This is a genomic window from Streptomyces sp. (assembly GCF_035645055.1).
In the GTDB taxonomy this organism is placed as follows: domain Bacteria; phylum Actinomycetota; class Actinomycetes; order Streptomycetales; family Streptomycetaceae; genus Streptomyces.
In genome coordinates, this window is the sequence record NZ_DASQNH010000035.1 from 1 (window position 1) to 15,974 (window position 15,974).

Genomic DNA, 15,974 nt, shown 5'->3' on the forward strand with positions numbered 1-15,974 from the left:
GCCGAGGTCCTTGGCGGAGACGTGCATGATGCCGTTGGCGTCGATGTCGAAGGTGACCTCGATCTGCGGCACGCCGCGCGGCGCCGGCGGCAGGCCGGTCAGCTCGAACATGCCCAGCTTCTTGTTGTACGCCGCGATCTCGCGCTCGCCCTGGTAGACCTGGATCTGCACCGACGGCTGGTTGTCCTCGGCGGTGGTGAAGATCTCCGAGCGCTTGGTCGGGATCGTGGTGTTGCGCTCGATCAGCTTGGTCATGATGCCGCCCTTGGTCTCGATGCCGAGGGACAGCGGGGTGACGTCCAGCAGCAGGACGTCCTTGACCTCGCCCTTGATCACACCGGCCTGGAGCGAGGCGCCGATGGCGACGACCTCGTCCGGGTTCACGCCCTTGTGCGGCTCCTTGCCCGTCAGCTCCTTCACCAGCTCCGTGACGGCCGGCATCCGGGTCGAGCCGCCCACCAGGACCACGTGGTCGATGTCGGAGACCTTGATCCCGGCGTCCTTGACGGCGCTGTGGAACGGGCCCTCGCAGCGCTCCAGCAGATCGGCGGTGAGCTGCTGGAACTCGGCGCGCGTCAGTTTCTCCTCCAGGTGCAGCGGGCCCTCGGCGGAGGCGGTGACGTAGGGCAGGTTGATGGTGGTCTCGGTCGAGCTGGACAGCTCGATCTTCGCCTTCTCGGCCGCCTCCCGCAGCCGCTGCACGGCCATCTTGTCCCTCGACAGATCGACGCCGTAATTGTTCTTGAACCGCTTGACCAGGTGGTCCACGATCCGCTGGTCCCAGTCGTCGCCGCCCAGCCGGGTGTCACCGTTGGTGGCCTTCACCTCGATGACGCCCTCGCCCATCTCCAGGAGCGACACGTCGAAGGTGCCGCCGCCCAGGTCGAAGACGAGGACCGTCTGGTCGTTCTCCTTGTCGAGCCCATAGGCCAGCGCCGCCGCCGTCGGCTCGTTGATGATCCGCAGGACATTCAGGCCCGCGATCTCACCGGCCTCCTTGGTGGCCTGCCGCTGGGTGTCGTCGAAGTGGGCGGGGACGGTGATCACGGCATCGGTGACGTCCTCGCCCAGGTACGCCTCCGCGTCCCGCTTCAGCTTCTGCAGCACGCGCGCGGAGATCTCCTGCGCGGTGTACCGCCTTCCGTCGATGTCGCCGTGGTCCGGGAACCGCCAGGCGTGGTCGCCCATGTGCCGCTTGACCGAACGGGCGGTGCGCTCGACGTTGGTCACCGCCTGGCGCTTGGCCACCTCGCCGACGAGCACCTCGCCGTTCTTGGCGAAGGCCACGACCGAGGGGGTCGTCCGCGCGCCCTCCGTGTTGGTGATGACGGTGGGCTCGCCGCCCTCCAGGACCGAGACCACCGAGTTCGTCGTACCGAGGTCGATACCGACCGGCCGTGCCATCTGCGCTCTCCCTCCTCGTCCTCACCGTCCCGGCTCCCACCGGACGGGACCCGCGCGGAGCGGCGGCTCGGGGCGGGCGGGGGCGAGCACCACGAGGTACCTCCGCGCGGGCCGCGCCGAGGGAGTGGATCGCGTCCGCTCGTGCGTCGGGTCGTACGTCTGGTCGTAGGCGGCTCGCCGGAGCGGGTCGCGCAGGGTCTCGTACGCCGCCCTCACCTCGCCGAACCGCTCGGCGGTGGCCGCGTCGACCCGGGTGTCCGGGCGCAGCTCCCGCACCCGGGCGCGGAAGGCGGAGGTGATCGCCTCGGCCGTCGCCGAGGGCTGTACCCCCAGCACCGCGTACAGGTCCACTCCCCGGCCCGGCGCCCGCATCCCGGCCACCTCCTCGCCCCACCGCCCGCAGTGGTGGGGGAACCGACTTGCCTATGATTCTCAAATAAAACTTGAGCCGAGCCTTGTCAAGGCTCGGCTCCGGTTCACGTCCCTTCACCGTGACAGGCCGGACGGTTCCTCAGGCCGTGAGCTGTTTCGGGCCACCGCCGGAGATGGCGATCTTGCGGGGCTTTGCGTGTGCGGCCAGCGGGATGCGGAGGGCGAGCACGCCGTTGTCGTAGGCCGCCTCGGCAGCCTCGGTGTCCAGCGCGTCGGACAGGGTGAGGCGACGGGTGAACCGGCCGGCGGGGCGCTCGGTGAGCAGGGGCCGGGCCTGCGTCGGGATCGGGGAGGGGCGCTCGGCGCTCAACGTCAGCGTGTCGCGCTCCACGGTCAGTTCGATGCTGGAGCGGTCCATGCCGGGCAGGTCGAATTCGAGATAGATCGCTTCATCGTCGCGCCAGACATCCGCCGGGATGACGGTGCCGTCCGGGCCGGCGGCACGCGCGAGCTGATGCACGAGCCGATCGAGATCACCCGGAGCGCCGGTGCGCGCAAGCATTCCCACTTCTCCCTTCGCTCGAACGAGAACTGGTACACCGGTATAGCCGACACGAAGATTGATTGACAACTCGCGACTGGATGAAGTTGATGCCGATAGGCTCAAGCCTCGCACCCTCACCCAGCCCCTGCCCGTCTGCGGAGTCGACCCGGTCTGGCTACGGTCGCACGATCACCGAATCGCCGGAAAAAAGTTGAGCCAGGGGATGGCAATATTCCGGTGGCGTGGTATATCAGAAGTGAAGCGCAGAGCGGATACGACGCGAAGGAGGGATGAACATGCTGATGCGTACGGATCCCTTCCGCGAGCTCGACCGGCTCGTCGATCGGGTCTGGGGCACGGCCGCGCACCCCGCAGGCATGCCGATGGACGCCTGGCGCGAGGGTGACACGTTCTTCGTGGAGCTGGATCTGCCGGGTGTGGACCCGGAGTCCGTCGACCTCGATGTCGAGCGCAACGTCCTGACGGTGAGGGCCGAACGCAAGCCGACGTACGGCGACGACACCGACACGGTGATCACCGAGCGGCCCGCGGGGACGTTCAGCCGCCAGCTGTTCCTCGGCGACACCCTCGACACCGAGCGGATCGAAGCCTCCTACGAGGCGGGCGTGGTGAAGCTGCGGATCCCGGTCGCCGAGCAGGCGAAGCCCCGTAAGATCGCCATCAGCGGCGGCAGCGACCGCAGGGAACTCGGGGGCTGACGGCCCCCACCGCCTCCCCTTCGCAGGTCACTTTGGCGGGGCCCGGGCAGCGACAGCCCGGGCCCCGCTCCGCCTACTGGGGCTTGGTCGCGATCTGGATCAGGTTCCCGCAAGTGTCGTCGAAGACCGCGGTGGTGACGGGACCCATCTCCAGGGGCTCCTGGGTGAAGCGGACACCGAGGCCGCGCAGGCGCTCGTATTCCGCCTTCACATCGTCGACGGCGAACTGGGCGAGCGGGATGCCGTCCTGCACGAGCGCGTCGCGGTACGCCCCGACGGCGGGATGGCCGGCCGGTTCGAGGAGCAGCTCGGTGCCGTCGGGCTCCTCGGGCGAGACGACCGTCAGCCACCGGTCCTTTTCCCCCATCGGGACGTCGTACTTCTTCACGAAGCCGAGGATCTCGGTGTAGAAACGCTCGGCCTTGGCCTGGTCGTCGACGAAGACGCTGGTCAGATGGATCTTCATGGTGTGCGCTCTTCCGGTCCGGGAGTGCCGGGTGTGAGCCAGCGCTCGGTGATCTGCCGCAGCGGTGCGGTGTTCAGGTCGTGGAACTTGTAGCGGCCCTCCCGCCTGGTCTCCACGAGCCCGGCGGCCTCCAGCACGGCCAGGTGCTGGGAGACCCCCTGGCGTGAGATGCCGAGCCGGTGCCTCATGCTCAGCCGCGAGCAGATCTCGAACAGTGTCTGCCCGGACTTCTCCGCGAGCTCGTCGAGGATGGCGCGTCGAGTGGGATCGGCCAGGGCTTTGAAGAGATCGTCGGCCACGGCCCCACAATAGGCAAGTACTCACTTGCCTATCAAGTACGGACGCGCCGGGGAGTCCGGCACACCGCCCCGGAGAAGACCGCCAGTCAGCCGCGGCGCCGTCAGCACGGAGGCGCCGATGCCGCGCTCCCCCGTCGCCGCCAAGCACAGGACCCCGGTCGCCCGGACAACTCCTAGGCGTTCCGCGCCTGCGGCACCTTCTCCACGAGCGTGTCCTCGGGCCCCACGAGCCGCCCGTCCGCCGCCTGGACCTGCACCGGGCGCAGCGGGCGGCCGGTCCGGCGGTCCAGCAGGCGGGAGTGGTCCTCGCCAGGGGTGAAGCACTGCTCCTCACCCCACTGGCGCAGTGCGACGATCACCGGGAACAAGGCGCGGCCCTTGTCCGTGAGGACGTACTCGCGGCGGTTCTGGCCGTCCGGCGCGGGCATCCCACGCAGCACCCCGGCGTCCTCCAGCGCGCGCAGCCGGGCCGCCAGGATGTTCTTGGCGATGCCGAGGCTGCGATGGAACTCGCCGAAACGGCGACTGCCGTCGAACGCGTCCCGCACGATCAGCAGCGACCACCAGTCGCCGATGACGTTCAGCGACCGGGCGACGGGACAGGGGTCGGCGTCGAAACGGGTGCGGGCGACCATCCTCGGCTCCTCTTCTCCAGCTTCCCGGCAACACCTCAGGGCTGGTTGCAACATGCTACCCCGCCCGGCTACGGTCACGTAGGTAGCAAGATGCAACCAAACGAAGGGTGTGTCGGATGGCGATCAAGTGCTCCGGTGCGGTCGGCGGCGGGACCGGCGGCCGCGGGGCGGATGCCGCCACTTCGGGGCAGGCGGGGGCATCTGACCCGGCGCCGCCCGCCCGGCTCGTGCCCCTGCTCGCCCTCGCCTCCGGCAGCTCGGTCGCCACCGTGTACTTCGCCCAGCCCCTGCTGGTGACCCTCGGTGAGCGGTTCGCGCTGGGCTCAGGGCTGCTCGGCGCGATCGTCGCCGTGACTCAACTGGGTTACGCGGCGGGCCTGCTGATGCTCGTGCCACTCGGCGACCTGCTCGACCGCAGGCGGCTGATCACGGGTCAGCTGGGGCTGCTGGCACTCGCTCTGCTGTCCGCCGGGCTGGCGCCGGGCGCGGCGGCGCTGTTCGGCGCGCTCGCCGTGGCCGGGCTGCTCGCCGTCGTCGCCCAGACGATGGTCGCGGCGGCGGCCGCACTGTCCCCGCCCGCCCGGCGCGGCCGCGCCGTCGGCACGGTCACCGGCGGCATCGTCACCGGAATCCTGCTGGCCCGTGCCGCCGCCGGGATCCTCGCCGACCTCGCCGGGTGGCGGGCGGTCTACCTCGCGGCCGCGGGCGTCACCGCCGTCCTCGCCCTGCTGCTGCGTCGCGTCCTGCCCCGGGGCGCACCGTCCGCCGGGATCCGCGAGGCGTCGTACGGACGACTGGTGGCCTCGACCGTCACCCTGTTCGTCCGCCATCCGCTGCTGCGGATCCGGGGCGCGCTCGCCCTGCTGGTGTTCGCGGCCTTCAGCACGCTGTGGAGCGGCCTGGCACAGCCCCTGAGCGGTCCCCCGTGGTCGCTGTCGCACACCGCGATCGGCGCGTTCGGGATCGCCGGGGCGGCCGGGGCCCTCGCCGCCGGAGTGGCCGGCCGCTGGAACGACCGAGGGCTCGCCCGGCGCACGACCGGAGTCGGCCTCGCCCTGCTGGCGCTGTCCTGGCTCCCGATCGCCCTGACCCGGCAGTCGTTGTGGGCACTGGCGATCGGCGCCGTCCTGCTGGACTTCGCCGTGCAGGCCGTCCACGTCACCAATCAGACCCTGGTTCACGCCGTCCGCCCCGACGCGGGCAGCAGGATCATCGGCGGCTACATGGTCTTCTACTCGGCGGGCAGCGGCCTGGGCGCCCTCGGCGCCTCCCTCGCCTACGCGACCGCGGGCTGGCCGGCCGTGACCGCCCTCGGCGCGGCGTTCAGCCTCGCCGCTCTGCTCCTGTGGGCAACGACCCGCCGGCGCTCAGGGGGTGACGCCCTCAGTCGTCCTTGATGGTCACGGTGACGGGTGTACCGCTCTCCACGGTGCGGCTGACCGTGCAGAGACGATCGTGGGAGGTCTTGACCGCGCGGGGAAGAATCGCGCGGGCACGCTCCGCGCCCGCGCCCTCCGGGAAGACGACGTCGAATGTGACCGTGAGGTCGGTCAAGCGGTTGCCCAGTTCGTCGCTGACCTTGTCGCCGGTCACGGAGACGGAGAACCCGGCGGGCTCGGCATGGCGGCTGGTGGCGACATCGACGTCCGCAGCCGTGCAGCCCCCGAGCGCGGCGAGCAGCAGTTCGACCGGGGTGAACTCGGTGCTCGTGCCGCCATCGGAGGCGGTACCGAAGCGGATCGTGCCGCCGCGGGCGTTCGTGGCGACGAAGTGGCCGGTGGCGGTTCGCTCGACGACAACGGAACGCTTGGAGTCTTCGCTCATGCGTCGACCCTAGTACCGCGCGCCCGCCGGCGCGGCGAGCGCGGACGGCGACGCCGTGGGGGCAGCCCATGGTGCCCCCGGCGCCCGCCCCATATGTTGGCGGCATGACACCTCCAGCCACCCCTGGCACGGCCCTGGTCACCGGAGCCTCCCGCGGCCTCGGGGCCGTGATCGCCCGACGTCTCGCCGCCGTCGGACACCCCGTCGCCGTCGGCCACCGGTCGGGAGCCGCAGCGGCTCACCAGGTGGTGGCGGACATCCGCGCGGCGGGCGGGACCGCGGAGGCCTTCGCCGCCGATGTCACGGACGAGACCGCCGTCACGGATCTCGTCGCGGACGTCACCGCCCGCCTCGGCCCCGTCACGACCCTCGTCGTCAACGCCACGGGCCCGCAGCCCGAACTCGACCCGGCGGCGGTGTCCTGGGACGACCACCTCGCCCAGCTCACGTTCTTCGTCAAGAGCCCCACACTGCTGATGCAGGCGGTAGTGCCGGCCATGCGCGAGCGCGGTGGCGGCCGGATCGTCCAGATCGGCTCCGACGTACTCGAGCGCGCCCTGCCCGAGATGTCGGCGTACGTGGCCGCCAAGGCCGCCCAGCACGGCCTGACCGAGTGCTGGGCCCGCGCGCTCGGCCCGTACGGGATCACGGTGAACACCGTCGCGCCGGGCTGGATCCCGGTCGAGCGACACGCCGGAACGAGCCCCGAGTCCCTGGCCGCGTACGCCGCCGACGTACCTCTGGGACGCATGGGCCGGCCGGAGGACGTCGCGGCGGCCGTGGCCTTCCTCGTCTCGCCCGAGGCCGCGTTCGTCACCGGCGAACGTATCAAGATCAATGGCGGTCACACCCTCGGCTGAGCGCGTGCGGGCCGTGGGCGGCGGTGACGCCGTTCAGCCGGCCTGGGGCACCGCGGCGGTGGTCTCCCAGACGAACCCGTCCGGGTCGCTGAACGGGCTGGTGGCGCCGGAGAGCACGATCCGGTGCGATCCGCCGCCGTCGGCGGGAACCCCGGCGACCTTGGCGAGGGCACGGCGCTTGTACAGGGACAGCTTGACGGTGCCCGGCCCGGTGGCGAACTCGACGTACTTGCCGCCGAAGCTCTTGCCCACGGTGAGGCCCTGCTCGTCGTAGAACTGCTTGCTGGCCTTCACGTTCTCGACGCCCAGCAGGAGCACGATCTCGTCGATGGCCCGGGTGACCGGGCCGGTGTCCTTCTTCGCCGAGGTCGCGATCTGCCAGATCGTGCCGTCCGGCGCCTGGACGACGCCGCCGTAGCCCCACAGCGACTTCGACGCGGGCTTGAGGACGGTGGCGCCCGCCTCGCGGGCGGCGCCGAAGAGCGCGTCCACATTGCCCGGCTGGGACACCACGAGCGACAGCGTGAAACCGCGGAAGCCGGTCGTCGGCGCCTCCGAGGCGCGCAGGCGTACCTGCGACGGGTCCAGCCCGAAGGCGGTGGAGTAGAAGCGGGCGGCGGCCGCGGTGTCGGCCACCTCCAGGGTGACGAAGTCGATGGAGTTCATGTCTTCGACCGTAGGCGCGGCCGGACCCCCCACGCTTCTCGAAAACTGACCGCTTCCGGCCGCCGTCCGGCTCCACCGGTCATGCGCCGGCGAGACCGGGCCTCACCGTCCGGGGCACTCCTTCCACGCCATGTGGTACACGGTGCTGATGTCGCCGTCGGTCGAGTCCATCGTCATGAAGCTGACCTTGTCCGGCGAGGTGGTGCCCGCGTTGACGCGGATCTCCGTGTTGATGTTGAAGTTGCGCTGCACGCCGCACGGCGCCCACACGAGCTGCGCCCAGTCGGTGACGTCGGTGACCTGCCAGTTGTCGCTGTAGGCGCCCGTCAGGGGATGGTTCTTGAACGCCGTCTGCGAGGAGCCCTGGAAGTAGTACGAGGCCCGCTGGACGGCGGTGGCCCCGGGCTGGAGCGAGGCGAAACCGCGGTAGTCCGCGCTCGCGATGGCGTACGTGAAGCCCTGCGGTACGTGGACGATCAGGTTGAGCTGACAGTTCTTGCGGAACGCCGTCGGGTCGGAGTTGCCGCCGGCCTGGGCGAGGTAGTCGCTGTAGGTCACCGTGAAAGCGGTGTTGTCCTCGGAGACGGCGACGGCGGCGGTGCCCGCGGGGCAGCCGGAGCCGTTGACCGTGGCGACGTTGATGACGATCTTGTCCGGGGGCGGGTCGACGAACCCGGTGGACGGGTCGTGCGCGGGCAGCGCGGCGGTGACGAGTGCGGCGACCGTGCCGCTCAGGAGCAGCCCACCTGCCATGGTCTCTCCCCTTCGTTGGGATCGGTGGGGGGTGCAAGCGGCCAGGCCTCCCGCAGCGCAACTCCGGGAAGGATCAATGAGATCGCTGTGAAGAGCCTGGCGCGATGGCATCGTAGGAAGCCGCCGCGAACCCGGCCAGAGAAGACTCCAGCCATTCACCCCGGCCCGTTCACACCCGATCGCCCGGAACTCCCGGGAAGTCGCCCACGCAGCAGGAACAGCGAGTGCACGGCCTGGTGTCCGAGGACCTCGTCGGACCGGCGGAGGCACCGCAGGACAAACTGACGACCCGGCTTACCATCCACCTCCAGGAGGGCGAGACATGGCAACGGTGGTAGACGTCGATGTGCGCGCCATGCAGCACTGCGAGACGACGACCCTGGGGGTGCTGCTGCGGCATCAAGGGCTCGATCTGTCCGAGCCGATGCTCTTCGGCCTGGGCTCCGGTCTGTCCTTCGTCTACTGGGACAGCAAGAAGATGGGCTTCCCTTTCCTCGGGGGACGCGTCAAGCCGTTCGAGCTCACCAGGAACCTGGCCAGGACACTCGGGCTGGAACTGAAGGTCCAGGAGACCACCTCCCCGCGCAAGGCTTGGGAGAACGTGGCCTCCCTCATCGACGCCGGCCGGCCTGTCGGACTGCAACTCGACAGCTACCACCTCGACTACTTCACCTCGAAGGTGCACTTCGGCGGCCATGTCGTCGCCATGTACGGATATGACGACCGCGACGCCTACCTGGTGGACACCGGTCAGCAGGGCGGAGCGGTGTCCACGAGCCTCGCCGGCCTCGCCGCGGCGAGAGCCGCGCGAGGCCCGATGACCGCCAGACACCGGTCCTTCACCCTCACCGTTCCACGGGATCTGCCCTCCCTCCGGGACCCGATCGTTTCCGCCGTCGTCCTCTGCGCCGACGCCTTCCTCGACCCGCCCATCGCCAACCTCGGCCACCGGGGCATCGAGAAGGCCGGCCGGCTGGTCCGCACCTGGCTCCGGCGGACCGACGAGCCACAGCGGGATCTCCCGCAGGCCGCCCTCCTGATGGAGAAGGCCGGTACGGGCGGGGCCCTGTTCCGCACTCTCTACCGCGACTTCCTCGCCGAGTGCACCCAGCTCATCGACAGCGGCCACCTGCGCACCGGCCACCGGCTGTACGCCGAGGCGGCCACCCTGTGGACGGAGGTCGCGGCGCTCATCACCGAGGCCGGTGAGTCGGGCGACGCGCAGTGCCTCACGCGGGCGGGCGGCATCCTGAGCGACCTTTCACGCGTCGAGCGCGAGGCCATGCGGGCACTGAGCCGGCTGGGAAGCCGGTCCCCCAGCGCGGTCGAGCCGTGACAGTCCCCGTGGACCGTCATGGCGGGCCCATGGCCCTGGTCGCCGTCTCGCCCGAACCGGGCCTCGTCGGCAGTCTGCTGTCGGGGCCGACCACCCGGGCGCCGCGGACGGCGGTGCGCGCGTGTTCCACGAGCGCCTCGGCCTCGCGCCCGCCGAGGCCGCCGTGTCCGGCCCGGAGGGCGGCTCCCGGCAGGTCTACCGACGGCACGTCAGCTGAGGGCGCCCGGAACGGAAGGCCGCGTCCACGAGCCGGGCGGCGTCGTGGAGCGCGGCCTCACGGGCGAGTCCGGTCCTCAGACGCGACTCGGCCGGTAGGACCCTTCCAGGTAGACGATGGCGTCGCCGACGGGACGTTCGGAGGCGCCGCTCGGCTTGTTCACCAGGGTGCCCTGCAGGGACATGGTGGTGGAGCCGCCGCCGTCGAGGTTGACCGCGTCCCGCAGGCCCAGGGCGTGGGCCACGGCGGCGGTCTCCTTCATGGTGGTGCCGACGCCGGTCGTCATCCGGCCGTCGATGGTGGCGAAGACGATCCGGCCGTCGCGCGTGGTGCCGGCGATGGTGCGCGGATTGCGGTCGAAGAAGCTGCCGACGCCGTCGGGTACGACGATCTCGCCGTCCTGGGTGAGGCGGTAGCGCCCGTTCACGCCGTACAGCCCGTCGCGGACGGGGATGTGCCGGCCGCGCTCGTCGAAGAGGCGGGAGACGGTCCGGACGCAGCCGCTGCCCGCGACGCGCAGCAGGTCCGCGCTCTCCCGGCCCGTCGCCTGGAGGGATGTCTCCCCCGGGGCCAGCGCGGTGCCGCGGGTGGTCGCCGTGCGGACCACGCAGCCCTTCCGGTCGAGGACCACCTCGGCACCGACGCCGCTGGGGGTGGCGGGCGCGAAGTCGTGGGTGAAACGGACGACATCACCGGATGAGGCGCACGTGGTGCCGGGGGCCGGGACGGTGCAGTCGGCGGGGACCACCGGCGGGTGGTTGAGGTACTCCAGGGGCAGTTCGGCCCCGGTCTCGCGGTTCTTCACCTTGCCGAACCAGGTGAGCTTGCCCATGAGGGTGCGGTGGGTGCGGGCGTCCAGGACGAAGTCCGCCTCGGTGGGGTCGTTGGTGGGCTCGCTGAGCAGGCGCCCGTCGTACAGGCCGAGGCCCACCGGGTCGCCGGGGTACTGCCGGTTGGCGGTGAAGGTGAAGAAGGAGGCGTTGACGCCGACCAGCGCGCCGGCCGAGCGGACCAGGTCGGTGGTCCGCTCCGTGCCGGCGAGGTCGGGGCCGTAGGTGACCGCGAGGTGCCCGTCCGCCCGGTGCGGGTCGATCGTCAGCACGTTGACCACCCAGGGGCCGCGGGTCGTGGTGTTGATCTCGCCGGGGGGCGCGGGGTCGGTGCCGCGGACGATGCGGGTGAGGGTGACGCCGTCCGCCAGCGTCCGGCTGCTGCGCGTCTCGACCAGGTCGGCGTCGCCCAGCGGCAGTCGGGGACCGACCGGCTCGGCGGCATCGGCGTGGGAGGTGGAGGTCAGCAGAAGCGTCAGGGCGGCAGCGGCGACCGTCACGGCACGAGCGGCAGCGGATCTCTTCGCGTTACGTGTCATGTACGGAGCATGACGGTCAGTGAGGAACGTGCCCAGCCCCTGGGGCTGACCTAACGGCCGCCTGCGGGTGAACCTTTGGGAGCGTGCCGCCTCAAGTCGGCGTATCCGGCAGCTGGTCGAGCGGATGCCGTCACCGGGCGCCTGCGAGGCTCCGTGCCCGCCTGCTCGCCGGTGGACGCGACGGCCCGGTCAGGGCCGGGTGGCGGTGTCGCTGTCGGGGTGGATGGTGAGGATCTGGTCCAGGCCGACGATCCGCAGGACGCGCAGGGTGTGGTCGGGTACGGCGGCGAGCGCGAAGTCGGCCTGGGCGGCGTGCGCGTGGTTGCGGACGGCGATCAGGGCGCTGATGCCGCTGGAGTCGCAGAACCGCATGCCGCCGAGGTCGAGCACGAGGCGCTGGCCCGGCCGCAGGGGGAGCGCGGTGAGCCGGTCCTGTAGTTCGGCGGTGTTGGTGTAGTCGAGTTCACCGGCTATTTCCAGGACGGGGCCGGTGACGGCGTCTCGGGTGGTGATCTGCAGCGGGCTCATGTTCCGTTCTTCGCCTCCGGGCCGGGTGCGGGGACGCCGAGGGCCAGGAGGGCGGTGTCGTCGTCGAGGCCGTCACCGAAACCGCGCAGCAGGTCGGTGAGGGCGCGGATCACGTCGTGCGGGCGTTCGCCCGCGTGGTCGGTCACGAAGGAGAGCAGGGCCTCGTCCCCGTACAGGCGGGCGCGTCCCTCCCCGGTGCGGGCTTCGGTGAGGCCGTCGGTGTAGAGGAGGAGGCTGTCTCCGGCGGTGAGGACGGTCGTGGCGGTGGCGAAGGGCGCGGCGGGGACGACGCCGACGAGGAGGCCTCCCGGGGTGGGAAGGAAGTCGGCCGTGCCGTCGGCGCGCAGGACGAGGGCCGGGGGGTGGCCGCCCGAGGCGAGATGGATGGTGGCCTGCCCGCCCGCGGGGTCGGGTGTGAGGACACCGACGATGACCGTGCAGAAGCGCGGGTCGCCTTCCCCCGCGTAACGCTCGTGCAGCACCTTGTTCAGCGTGGAGAGGGCGGATACGGGGTCGGGATCGTGCAGGGCGGCGGCGCGCAGGGTGTAGCGGGTCAGTGAGGTGACCGCGGCGGCCCGGGGGCCCTTGCCGCACACGTCGCCGAGGAAGAATCCGAAGCGCTTGCCGTCGATGGGGAAGACGTCGTAGAAGTCGCCGCCGAGCCGGTCGGGCGAGGCGGTGTGGTAATAGGCGGCCGTCTCGATCCCGGGTACCGGCGGCAGGGCGTCGGGCAGCAGCGCCTGCTGGAGCACGGCGAGGGCGTCCTGCAGCCGGGCCCGGTCGGCCTCCGCCTGTCTGCGGGCTTCCTCGGCCACCTTCCGGCCGCGCAGGAGTTCCTCCTCGTAGGCGCGGCGGTCGCGCGCGTCGAAGACGGTGGTGCGGATCAGCAGCGGCTCGCCGGTACTGGCGCGTTTGACCGCCGAGGAGACCAGCACGGGCACCCGGCCGCCGTCGGCCGTCCTGATCTCCAGGGCGATTCCGCTGATCTCGCCCTGCATCCGCAGCAGTGGCGCGAAGTGCGTCTCGTGATACAGCCTGCCGCCCACGGTCAGCAGGTCGCTGAACCGCATCCGGCCCACGACCTCCGCACGCTCCCGGCCGAGCCAGCCCAGCAGGGTGGTGTTGATCTTCGCGATGGTGCCGTCCATCAGTGTGGACAGGTAACCGCACGGTGCGCTCTCGTACAGCTCCTCCGCGCTGTCCTCCAGCAGCGCGGCGAAGGCGGCCTGAGCGGCGTCGCGCGGGTCGGGCTGGTGCCCTTCGCGGCACATCACCGCAGGTCCGCCAAGAACCTTGTGATCGCCTCGTTGGTGGCCTCGGGTGCGGACATGTGCGGGCAGTGGCCGGTCGCGTCGAGCGTGACGAGCGTCGAACCGGGTATCGCACGGTGCACGAAGGCACCGACCTCCCGGGGTGCGATGGCGTCGTCGCTGCACTCCAGCACGAGCGTCGGGACCCGCACCCGCTTCAGGTCGTCCCGCGAGTCCGACAGGAACGTGGTGCGGGCGAAGACCCGGGCCATGTCCGGGTCGGTGGCGCAGAAGCTGTTCTTCAGCTCCTCGCCGAGTTCGGGCCGGCCGGCGTTCCCCATGATCACCGGCGCCATCGCCGCCGACCACCCCAGATAGTTCGACTCCAGCGCGTCCAGCAGTTCGTCGATGTCCTGCGCGCTGAACCCGCCCCGGTACCCGGTGTCGTCGATGTACCGCGGCGACGGGGCGACCATCACGAGCGCGCCGATCCGTTCCGGAGCCATGTCGGCGGCCAGTACGCCGATCATCGAGCTGACGGAGTGCCCCACGAACACCGCGTCGCGCACGTCGAGCGCCTCGCAGATCTCGACGACGTCGCGGGCGTAGCCCTCCAGGGACGCGTACCGGTCCGGGGAGAACGCGGACGGGTCGGAGCGGCCGGACCCCACGTAGTCGAAGAGCACCACGCGGTAGTCCTCGACCAGAGCGGGCAACGTCAGCCGCCACATGTTCTGGTCGCAGCCGAACCCGTGGGCCAGCAGCACCGCGGGCCCCTGCGGGTTTCCGGTGAGGGTGACGTTGTTCCGCCGGACGGCATCCATGACTACAGTCTCCCCATCTCGCGCCCATCGCTCCAGCGCGGGTCCGTATCACCGCATGCCCCGCCCGCCGCCTCATAAAAGGACTTTTCTCCTCCGCTGCGCGGCGGGCGGGAATCCCCGTTCCTCGCGGGGCCGGTCTCAGATACGCCGCACGGTGTGCAGCGTCGTCGCGTACGTCCCCGTGCCGTCCAGCAGCGAGGGGCCTCCGAGGTCGCTCATCGTCGGCCCGTTCACCGTCTTGCGGCTGGACAGGAACCGCCGTTTGCCCGCCGCGTCACGGCCCAGGTAGATGCCGACGTGGTCGACGGTGGCCGTCGTGCTGTCGTCCCCCGAGTCGGCGTTGAAGAGCACGAGGTCGCCGGGCTGGAGCTGGGCCGCGGCGGGCGGCCGGGTGCCGTCCGTCCGGTCCACGAGCACGCCCGGCGCGTGGTACGCGATGTCCCGGGACTTGCGCGGGATCCGCAGTCCGGAGGTGTCCGCGCCCGCGGCGAGCGGCACGCCCAGGTGGTAGCCGTACACCATACGTGTGTAGCCCGAGCAGTCCAGGTTGCCGGTCTGCTTGCTGGACGGCCCGGTGTACTGGCCGTCGGGGAAGGTCCAGCCGGTGTTCATGTACTCGTGGAAGTCGGCGCCCTCGTACCGGTATCCCTGCGGGTCGAGGTAGCCGTAACCGGCCTCGCCGAGGACCTGCCTGCCCTGGGCGGGGCCCGTGCCCGCCGTGACGGCGGGTGCCCCGCCGAGGAACATGGCGGCGTACGCCAGGACGTCGGGGGCCGGAGAGCCCGCCCAGGCGCGGACGGTCCGCTCCAGCGCGTCCGACCAGGTGCCGTCGAAGGGTTCGGGCAGCAGACGAACCCAGTCGCCGTGCGTGACGGTCGGCGGGGCGGCCCAAGTGGCGGCGGACACCTCGAAGCGCCTCACGGACAGCTTCACGGGCAGATTGGTGCAGCCGTCGTTGGCCAGCGCGCGCAGACCCACCCGTCCTCGGCCGAAGGCCGAGTCGGGGTCGCTGGTGTCGACGGTCCACGCGGACGGCTCGGCCGAGGCGGTACGCCAGGCCTTGACCCGGATCCGGGTGCCCTCCCGGCGCACCCGGAGGGTGAAGTCCGTGCCGGCCGCGACCGAGGTGGCGACGGTCACCGCCGGTGCGAGCACGGTGACGGTGTCGGCGACCTCCTTCTCGACGCGCAGTTCGACCGCGCCCGTGGTCAGGAACGACAGCCGGGCCCGGTAGTGGTCGTGGGGGTTCTGGTAGCCGAAGGACAGCGCGAACGAACAGGCCTGGCCGGTCGGCACCTTGTCGAACCGGCCGACGCAGCGCACGTCCACGTCGGTGATGTCGGCGTCGCGCAGGGTGGCGTGCCGGCTGGCGTAGTCGGTGGTGAGGGTGATGACACCGGCACCGGGAGTGACCGAGTAGTCGTCGGCCGCCGGGCCGAGCGTGGACCAGCTGCCACCACCGGGTGACGAACCCCAGTACTTGCGCTGTTCCTCCGGCAGCGACAGGTCCGGCAGGGTGCGCGTGAAGTCGTCGGCGAAGGGACGCTTGTTCTCGGCGAACGTGCGCCGCGGGCCGGGCAGGAGGACGGTCCGGGCGCCGTGGGTCAGCAGGGCGACACGGCGGCCGCCGGAGGTTATCTCGGTGCGCGCCGGGGTTCCGGGCAGCACGGTCGCGGTGAGCGGGCCCCCCAGGGCGAGCGCGGAGAAGTAGGAGGCGTCGAGCGGTGCGAGGGTCACCGCCGACCCGGCCGTACCGAGGGCGGACGGGCCGGTGAGCGGATCCACCGCGGCGACCGACGCGGCGGCCCGGGCCTCGGACGCGGCCAGCGCGGTGAGCGGGAGGGAGGCGGCGGAGGCCGCGAGGGTGGCGAGCAGCTGCCGCCGTGAGGTGTTGACCATGCGCACATG

At 71.3% G+C, this 15,974-nt stretch carries 18 protein-coding genes; 4 read left to right on the forward strand and 14 right to left on the reverse strand.

Annotated elements, in window-relative coordinates; translation table 11 throughout:
• From dnaK to VE614_RS11710, 3 genes are all read right to left on the reverse strand, one after another.
• Positions 1–1,404: molecular chaperone DnaK (gene dnaK / locus VE614_RS11700; protein WP_324935491.1), on the reverse strand; the 1,404-nt coding region annotated here is incomplete at its 3' end.
• A 21-nt stretch (positions 1,405–1,425) separates the two neighbouring features.
• Positions 1,426–1,776 carry a J domain-containing protein gene (locus tag VE614_RS11705; protein WP_324935493.1) on the reverse strand — a complete coding sequence of 117 codons (351 nt, stop codon included), beginning with the start codon at positions 1,774–1,776 and terminating at the stop codon, positions 1,426–1,428.
• Between the two features lie 139 nt (positions 1,777–1,915).
• Positions 1,916–2,338: an Hsp20/alpha crystallin family protein gene (locus VE614_RS11710; protein ID WP_324935495.1), complete on the reverse strand. Its 423-nt coding sequence runs from the start codon at positions 2,336–2,338 to the stop codon at positions 1,916–1,918.
• Between the two features lie 278 nt (positions 2,339–2,616).
• Between VE614_RS11710 and VE614_RS11715 the strand changes: the two genes are divergently transcribed.
• On the forward strand, positions 2,617–3,039 hold the full coding sequence (locus VE614_RS11715) for an Hsp20/alpha crystallin family protein (protein ID WP_324935497.1): 423 nt from the start codon (positions 2,617–2,619) through the stop codon (positions 3,037–3,039).
• 73 nt (positions 3,040–3,112) lie between these two features.
• Here VE614_RS11715 and VE614_RS11720 read toward each other — a convergent pair whose 3' ends face one another.
• The 3 genes from VE614_RS11720 to VE614_RS11730 all read right to left on the reverse strand — a co-directional run bounded on the left by VE614_RS11720 (position 3,113) and on the right by VE614_RS11730 (position 4,439).
• On the reverse strand, positions 3,113–3,505 hold the full coding sequence (locus tag VE614_RS11720; RefSeq protein WP_324935499.1) for a VOC family protein: 393 nt from the start codon (positions 3,503–3,505) through the stop codon (positions 3,113–3,115).
• A complete protein-coding gene (locus tag VE614_RS11725; RefSeq protein ID WP_324935501.1) occupies positions 3,502–3,804 on the reverse strand; it encodes a metalloregulator ArsR/SmtB family transcription factor in 303 nt (100 codons plus the stop codon). Before VE614_RS11725 ends, VE614_RS11720 begins: the two co-directional genes overlap by 4 nt.
• Before the next feature lie 173 nt (positions 3,805–3,977).
• The gene (locus VE614_RS11730) at positions 3,978–4,439 is read right to left on the reverse strand and encodes a helix-turn-helix domain-containing protein (RefSeq protein ID WP_324935503.1); all 462 of its coding nucleotides are present in this window, start codon (positions 4,437–4,439) and stop codon (positions 3,978–3,980) included.
• 116 nt (positions 4,440–4,555) lie between these two features.
• Between VE614_RS11730 and VE614_RS11735 the strand changes: the two genes are divergently transcribed.
• Complete coding sequence (locus VE614_RS11735) at positions 4,556–5,836, forward strand: MFS transporter (RefSeq protein WP_324935505.1); 1,281 nt, start codon at positions 4,556–4,558, stop codon at positions 5,834–5,836.
• Here VE614_RS11735 and VE614_RS11740 read toward each other — a convergent pair.
• Complete coding sequence (locus VE614_RS11740; RefSeq protein WP_324935507.1) at positions 5,823–6,263, reverse strand: OsmC family protein; 441 nt, start codon at positions 6,261–6,263, stop codon at positions 5,823–5,825. The genes VE614_RS11735 and VE614_RS11740 overlap by 14 nt on opposite strands.
• A gap of 104 nt (positions 6,264–6,367) precedes the next feature.
• On the opposite strand from VE614_RS11740, the gene VE614_RS11745 reads away from it, so the two are divergent.
• Entirely contained in the window at positions 6,368–7,123 is a 756-nt protein-coding gene (locus tag VE614_RS11745; RefSeq protein ID WP_324935509.1) for an SDR family NAD(P)-dependent oxidoreductase, read from the forward strand.
• Positions 7,124–7,156: 33 nt separating this feature from the next.
• Here the strand turns inward: VE614_RS11745 and VE614_RS11750 are convergent, their stop codons facing one another.
• On the reverse strand, positions 7,157–7,789 hold the full coding sequence (locus VE614_RS11750; RefSeq protein WP_324935511.1) for a glyoxalase: 633 nt from the start codon (positions 7,787–7,789) through the stop codon (positions 7,157–7,159).
• Positions 7,790–7,891: 102 nt separating this feature from the next.
• Complete coding sequence (locus tag VE614_RS11755) at positions 7,892–8,542, reverse strand: DUF4360 domain-containing protein (protein WP_324935513.1); 651 nt, start codon at positions 8,540–8,542, stop codon at positions 7,892–7,894.
• 322 nt (positions 8,543–8,864) lie between these two features.
• On the opposite strand from VE614_RS11755, the gene VE614_RS11760 reads away from it, so the two are divergent.
• Positions 8,865–9,878, forward strand: coding sequence for a BtrH N-terminal domain-containing protein (locus tag VE614_RS11760; RefSeq protein WP_324935515.1), 1,014 nt, complete (start codon positions 8,865–8,867; stop codon positions 9,876–9,878).
• Between the two features lie 293 nt (positions 9,879–10,171).
• Here the strand turns inward: VE614_RS11760 and VE614_RS11770 are convergent, their stop codons facing one another.
• The 5 genes from VE614_RS11770 to VE614_RS11790 form a co-directional block, all read right to left on the reverse strand.
• Positions 10,172–11,425, reverse strand: a complete 1,254-nt coding sequence (locus VE614_RS11770; RefSeq protein WP_324935517.1) for a phosphodiester glycosidase family protein — start codon at positions 11,423–11,425, stop codon at positions 10,172–10,174.
• A 228-nt stretch (positions 11,426–11,653) separates the two neighbouring features.
• Complete coding sequence (locus VE614_RS11775) at positions 11,654–11,992, reverse strand: STAS domain-containing protein (protein WP_324935519.1); 339 nt, start codon at positions 11,990–11,992, stop codon at positions 11,654–11,656.
• Positions 11,989–13,263, reverse strand: a complete 1,275-nt coding sequence (locus tag VE614_RS11780) for a PP2C family protein-serine/threonine phosphatase (protein WP_324935521.1) — start codon at positions 13,261–13,263, stop codon at positions 11,989–11,991. The genes VE614_RS11775 and VE614_RS11780 overlap by 4 nt, the downstream gene beginning before the upstream one ends.
• Complete coding sequence (locus VE614_RS11785; protein WP_324935523.1) at positions 13,263–14,066, reverse strand: alpha/beta hydrolase; 804 nt, start codon at positions 14,064–14,066, stop codon at positions 13,263–13,265. Before VE614_RS11785 ends, VE614_RS11780 begins: the two co-directional genes overlap by 1 nt.
• A 138-nt stretch (positions 14,067–14,204) precedes the next feature.
• Entirely contained in the window at positions 14,205–15,965 is a 1,761-nt protein-coding gene (locus VE614_RS11790; protein WP_324935525.1) for an NlpC/P60 family protein, read from the reverse strand.
• Positions 15,966–15,974 lie beyond the last annotated feature (9 nt).